Source organism: Streptomyces sp. (assembly GCF_019510245.1).
Lineage (GTDB): Bacteria > Actinomycetota > Actinomycetes > Streptomycetales > Streptomycetaceae > Streptomyces.
The window spans coordinates 1-4,772 of record NZ_JAEKKT010000272.1 but is presented as its reverse complement, the minus strand read 5'-3'; the positions used below and the strand labels follow the sequence as shown (position 1 = coordinate 4,772).

Here is a 4,772-nt window from a genome sequence, read left to right as displayed (position 1 = left end):
GGCGTCCACGTCGCCCTTGAGCCGCCGCGTCTGCGAAATCAGCGCGTCGACCGAGCCGCGTCCTGGCGGCTGGGCGGCGGGGTGGTCCGCGGAGAGGTGGGACGGCATGACGCACTCCGATGCGGGGACGGTTCGACCTGGGCGGGACGGAGGGACCGTTACGACTGTTGCACAGGGCGCGACGCGCTGTAAGGGATTTGGCGGCACCCGATACGGTGGTGCTTCTGGCATATGCCACAGTCTTCACGGAGCGGTCGAGCGGGGCGTGTCGTCTACGCCCTTTGTTGTCTCAAGTCGTAGACGGCGTACGCGACTTGGCGGTCGGCGGAATGGCCGATCCGGTGCTCATTTATATGTTCGACGGTCCTGTGTTCTAAGGAGTTTGGCATACGGGGAACCGGTGGATTTTTGCTGTGTGACACAGGTCACATTAATTCACTCCCGTTCCGGCGTAATGCAAACGGCACCTGCGAGCTCGTAAGTACACATCGGCACAACCGGCCGACCTCTCGCCCGCAGTGGAGACCGTATGGACACGACCATCGAGCAGCCTGCCCGCGCCCGGCTGATCACGGCGGAGAGCCAGGAACTGCCCGTCCCCGCCCTCCTGCGCTACGACTCCACCGACCCGCTGGCCCTCTGCGTCGACTTCCCGCCCGAGGTCTGCCTGGACGGACAGGGAGTGACCTGGACCTTCGCCCGTGTCCTGCTGGAGGAGGGGCTGAGCGGACCGGCCGGCGGCGGGGACGTGCACATCTGGCCGTGCGGCCGGAGCACGACGGTCGTGGAGTTCCACTCGCCGTACGGCCTCGCCCTCCTCCAGTTCGACACGCCCGACCTGCGCGAGTTCCTGCTGCGGACCTATGCGGTGGTCGGCGCGGGACAGGAGGACCTCGGCGAGGCCGTCGAGCAGGGGCTCAGCGCGCTGTTCGGGGGTGTCTGAGAGGGGTGCGGCGGTCTCAGTACCGCAGCACCCCCGCGATGCCGTCGGAGCCGCCCAGTGTGCCGTCCGGTACGAAGCGGACGTCGGCGCCGGTCTCCAGGCACTGTTCGACGATCTCGTCCACGATGTCCTCGCGGGCGTCGAGGTCGCCGCTCTCGGCCGGGATCAGGTGGTCGCCGCCGTCGTCGCGGACCGTCACCCGGTAGTTCTCCTCGACGGCCAGCAAGCGCAGTCGACCCTCGCGGGCGCTCTGCCAGATCTCGTCGACACCGGCCGCGAACGCCCGCCGTCCCCGCGCCGCCTCGAGCTCCAGGGTCACCGCGTCGGTGCTCTTGCGGGCCTCCGCGGCGACCAGTGGCCGGACCGCATGCCAGACCGCGTCCGGGGTGCCGTGCGCGAGACCGCCGTGCGGGACGTGCACCGCGTCCTTGGTGACGCTGCCGACGTCGTCCAGCGCGGACAGCGCCGCGGTCTCGCCGGTGATGTACAGCGGCCGCGGCTGCTCGCGCAGGAGCTTGGCCAGCGCGGTGTCGGCGTCCCGCAGGAAGTGCCGCGTGTCCTCGTCCCGGAAGGTGCTCGGCATGTCACCGATCCGCTCCAGGCGCTCGGCGTCGAAATTCTCGCGGGTCCTGGTCAGCGGAAAGCCGCCGGCGCGGTGCTCGGTGACGCGGTCGACACCGCCGTTCCACAGTGTGGCGCGGTCGGCCGAGACCGACAGCACCCAGAAAGGGCGCTCCGAGGCCTGGGCGGAGACGAGGTTGCGGGTCAGGAAGGTGTCCGAGAGCACCACGCGCTCCGGTACGGCACGGGACAGGGTCCACACCTGGTGCTCGCCCGGAGCGGCGAAGATCACCAGACCGTCCTCGGTGTGCGTCAGATCGATCTCGGCGAGGGCCAGGTCGAGTTGCCGGACGACGTCGGCGCGCCGCTCCCGGGGGACCGCCGGGTCTGCCTCCAGCTGCTTCTTGGCCTCGGCCACCACGTTGCGCAGCCGGACCGGATCCTGGGCGTTCTCGGGTTCGCGGCGGTGGGTCGGCGTCAGTACGGACACCGCCGGATAGGCGCGCGGGCGGCGCAGTTCGGAGAGGGTCGCAGGGCTGAGTGCGTGCTCCATAAGAGCACCATAGGACCGATTGGCCGATCGGGCATTTGGGGCAACTTGATCGGGCATTCATGAGTTCTGAAAGCTCAGGTCTTCAGCGGCTCGAGTACGGCGATCGAGCCCTGGGCCACCGCGCACAGGGTCTCGGCGCCGTCGGCGTCCACGGTGCTCAGGTCGCAGCGGCACACCACACGGGTGCGGCCGGCCCGTACGACCCGGGCGCGGGCGCGCAGCAGTTCACCGCGGGCCGGACGCAGGAAGTCGATGGAAAAGCCGGCGGTGGTCACCGCGGAGCCGGCCACCGAGCCTGCCGCGAAGGAGAGCGCGTTGTCCGCCGCGTAGCCGAGCACTCCGCCGTGCACGCTGCCGTGCTGCTGGAGCAGGTCGCCGCGGATGTCGAACTCCAGAGTCGCCCCGCCTTCCTCGAACGCCGTCAGGCGGGCGCCGACCAGCGTGCTGAACGGCTGTGCCGCCAGGACCTTCCGGGCGAGCTCCAAATCCAGGGTCCGGGTCATTCGCCCACCTCCGTCTCGCGTCTCACTTCACTGGTGAAGTGAGACTGGCGTGAACCACTCCCGTCTGTCAACATCGGCGCATGCCCGAGCCCGACGACCAGCGTCTCTACTTCCTGCTCCAGCGGGCCGCGCACCGCTTGCGGACCACTGCGGACCGGCGCTGCCTGGCCGCCGCGGGGGTCACCACGGCCCAGCTCGGCGCCCTGTTCGCCGTGCACGACGAGGCGGGCATCACCCAGCAGCAACTGGCGCGCACGCTCGGACTGCGCGAGTCGGCCGTGACCGGGCTGGTCGGCCGGTTGACGGCGGCGGGTCTCCTCGCGAAGGGGCCGCACCCGCGTGAACACCGGGCCGTCGTACTGGAGTTGACCGACGCCGGAACCGATGCCCTGCGGGCCGCCCAGCCCGAGATCGACCGCTTCAACACGGAACTGCGCGAGGCGCTGGGCGACGACGGTTTCACCGGGGCGGCGACGGCCATGCACCGGCTCGCGTACTGGGAGTCCTAGGGAGCACCTGTTCAACTCCTCGGCATCCTCGCCGCGTTCACTCGTGCGCCGGGATCGCGGACCGAGTGGATCTCAGTCGTCGCGTTCGGGTCCGCAGGAGCTGCCGTCGGGCGGCAGGTTGCCGTAGAGCAGGAAGTCGTCGACCTTGCGGCGCACGCACTTGGAGGAGCCGTAACCGGTGTGGCCCTCGCCCTTGTTGTCGAGGACCACGGCCGAGTCGCCGAGGCGCTTCGCGGTCTCCACGGTCCAGCGGTACGGCGTCGCGGGGTCGCCGCGGGTGCCGACGAGGAGGATCTTCGGGGTGCGGACGTCTCGCACCTTCTCGCGGATGAAGTCGGTGCCCTTCGGGCGGCCGTAGCAGAGCAGGTACTCGGTGAGGCGGTAGCGGCCGAAGACCGGCGACGCCTGCTCGTAGGCGGCGCGCAGCCGGGTCAGGTCCTTGGTGATCCGGTCGGCGCCGGGGCGGTCGGGATCGTCCGCGCAGTTGACCGCCATCAGCGCCGCCGGAAGATTGTCGAACGGCACGTCCTCCACGTCGGCGAGGGCGCTGTGCGTCGGGTCGCCGGAGGGAGAATGCGCGCGGGTGAGGACATCGGAGCCGCCGCTCGTGAAACCGAGGACGCCTGTCGTGTCGCCCTGCTCCACCAGCTCGGCGAGCGCCCGCTCCAGCGAGGGCCAAAGATCCTTGCTGTAGAGGGCCTGGCCGATGGCGCCCACCAGGTCCTGGCCGGTGAAGTCGGGGCCGAAGTCCGTCGGCACCGGGTCCTCGTCCAGCGACGCCACGAGTTGCAGGACCTGTTCCCGGGCGCCGCGCGCGTCGGTGCCGAAGGGACAGGCGATGTCCTTCACGCACCAGTCTACGAAGTCCTCCAGCGCCGTCTGCTGCCCTGCGGCGCCCGCCACGCCCTGTTCGGCCAGCGGCTCGGTGAGGGTGTCCACACCGTCCAGCACCAGGCGGCCCACCTTCTTGGGGAACTGGGCCGCGTACACCGCGCCCAGCCGGCTGCCGTACGAGAAGCCGAGGTAGTTGAGCTTCTTGTCGCCGAGGGCCTGGCGTATGACGTCCAGGTCGCGGGAGACGTTCACCGTGCCGATGTGCGGGAGCACGGGCCCGGAGTGCTTGGTGCACTGGTCGGCGGCCTTCCGGAGCTTCCCGAGCACGGCCTGGGGGTTCCGGTTGAAGGCGGTGTCGTCGTCGGTGGCCGCGAGCGCCTCGTCGGTGCCGTTGCCACAGCTGACCGGGGAGGACCTGCCCACGCCGCGTGGATCGAAGGACACCACGTCGTACTCGTCCGTGAGGTTCATGAAGTCGTCGCCGCCGGCCGCGAGTGCGGGCACGCCCGCGCCGCCCGGGCCGCCGAAGTTCAGCACCACCGAGCCACGCTTGTGCTTGGTGGTGGCCCGGTAGCGGGCGAGTGCCAGGTCGAGGGTGCCCGCGCGGGGCTTCGCGTAGTCGAGGGGAACGGTGATCTTTGCGCACTGCAGGTCGCCGGGGGCCTCCATGCCCACGCACTTCGACCACTTGATCTTCTGGCGGTAGAAGCGCGACAGGTCCGGTCCGGATCCGTCCGTGACCACGGACGGCAGTCCGGCGCCGAGCAGGGCCAGCCCCACGGCTCCGGAGAGAGCGCATCGCCGCCTCGTCACCTTGGCGAGCATCCATGCCTCCAAGGACGCCCATCGGCGCCCTCGATCACGATAAG

The 4,772-nt window shown here is 70.2% G+C and carries 5 protein-coding genes; 2 read left to right on the top strand and 3 right to left on the bottom strand.

All coding sequences use genetic code 11. The annotated features are described in order from the left end of the window. Positions 1-529: 529 nt before the first annotated feature. Positions 530-943 carry an SsgA family sporulation/cell division regulator gene (locus JF597_RS48585; protein WP_294012139.1) on the top strand — a complete coding sequence of 138 codons (414 nt, stop codon included), beginning with the start codon at positions 530-532 and terminating at the stop codon, positions 941-943. 16 nt (positions 944-959) lie between these two features. Here JF597_RS48585 and JF597_RS48580 read toward each other — a convergent pair whose 3' ends face one another. Beyond that, complete coding sequence (locus JF597_RS48580) at positions 960-2,057, bottom strand: chemotaxis protein (protein WP_294012136.1); 1,098 nt, start codon at positions 2,055-2,057, stop codon at positions 960-962. A gap of 74 nt (positions 2,058-2,131) precedes the next feature. After that, positions 2,132-2,560: a PaaI family thioesterase gene (locus JF597_RS48575; RefSeq protein WP_294012133.1), complete on the bottom strand. Its 429-nt coding sequence runs from the start codon at positions 2,558-2,560 to the stop codon at positions 2,132-2,134. 80 nt (positions 2,561-2,640) lie between these two features. On the opposite strand from JF597_RS48575, the gene JF597_RS48570 reads away from it, so the two are divergent. Then, positions 2,641-3,069, top strand: a complete 429-nt coding sequence (locus tag JF597_RS48570; RefSeq protein ID WP_294012130.1) for a MarR family winged helix-turn-helix transcriptional regulator — start codon at positions 2,641-2,643, stop codon at positions 3,067-3,069. A 72-nt stretch (positions 3,070-3,141) separates the two neighbouring features. Here the strand turns inward: JF597_RS48570 and JF597_RS48565 are convergent, their stop codons facing one another. Beyond that, positions 3,142-4,728 (bottom strand): alpha/beta hydrolase, encoded by a 1,587-nt coding sequence (locus tag JF597_RS48565; RefSeq protein WP_294012142.1) that lies wholly within the window; start codon positions 4,726-4,728, stop codon positions 3,142-3,144. Between the last annotated feature and the right edge of the window lie 44 nt (positions 4,729-4,772).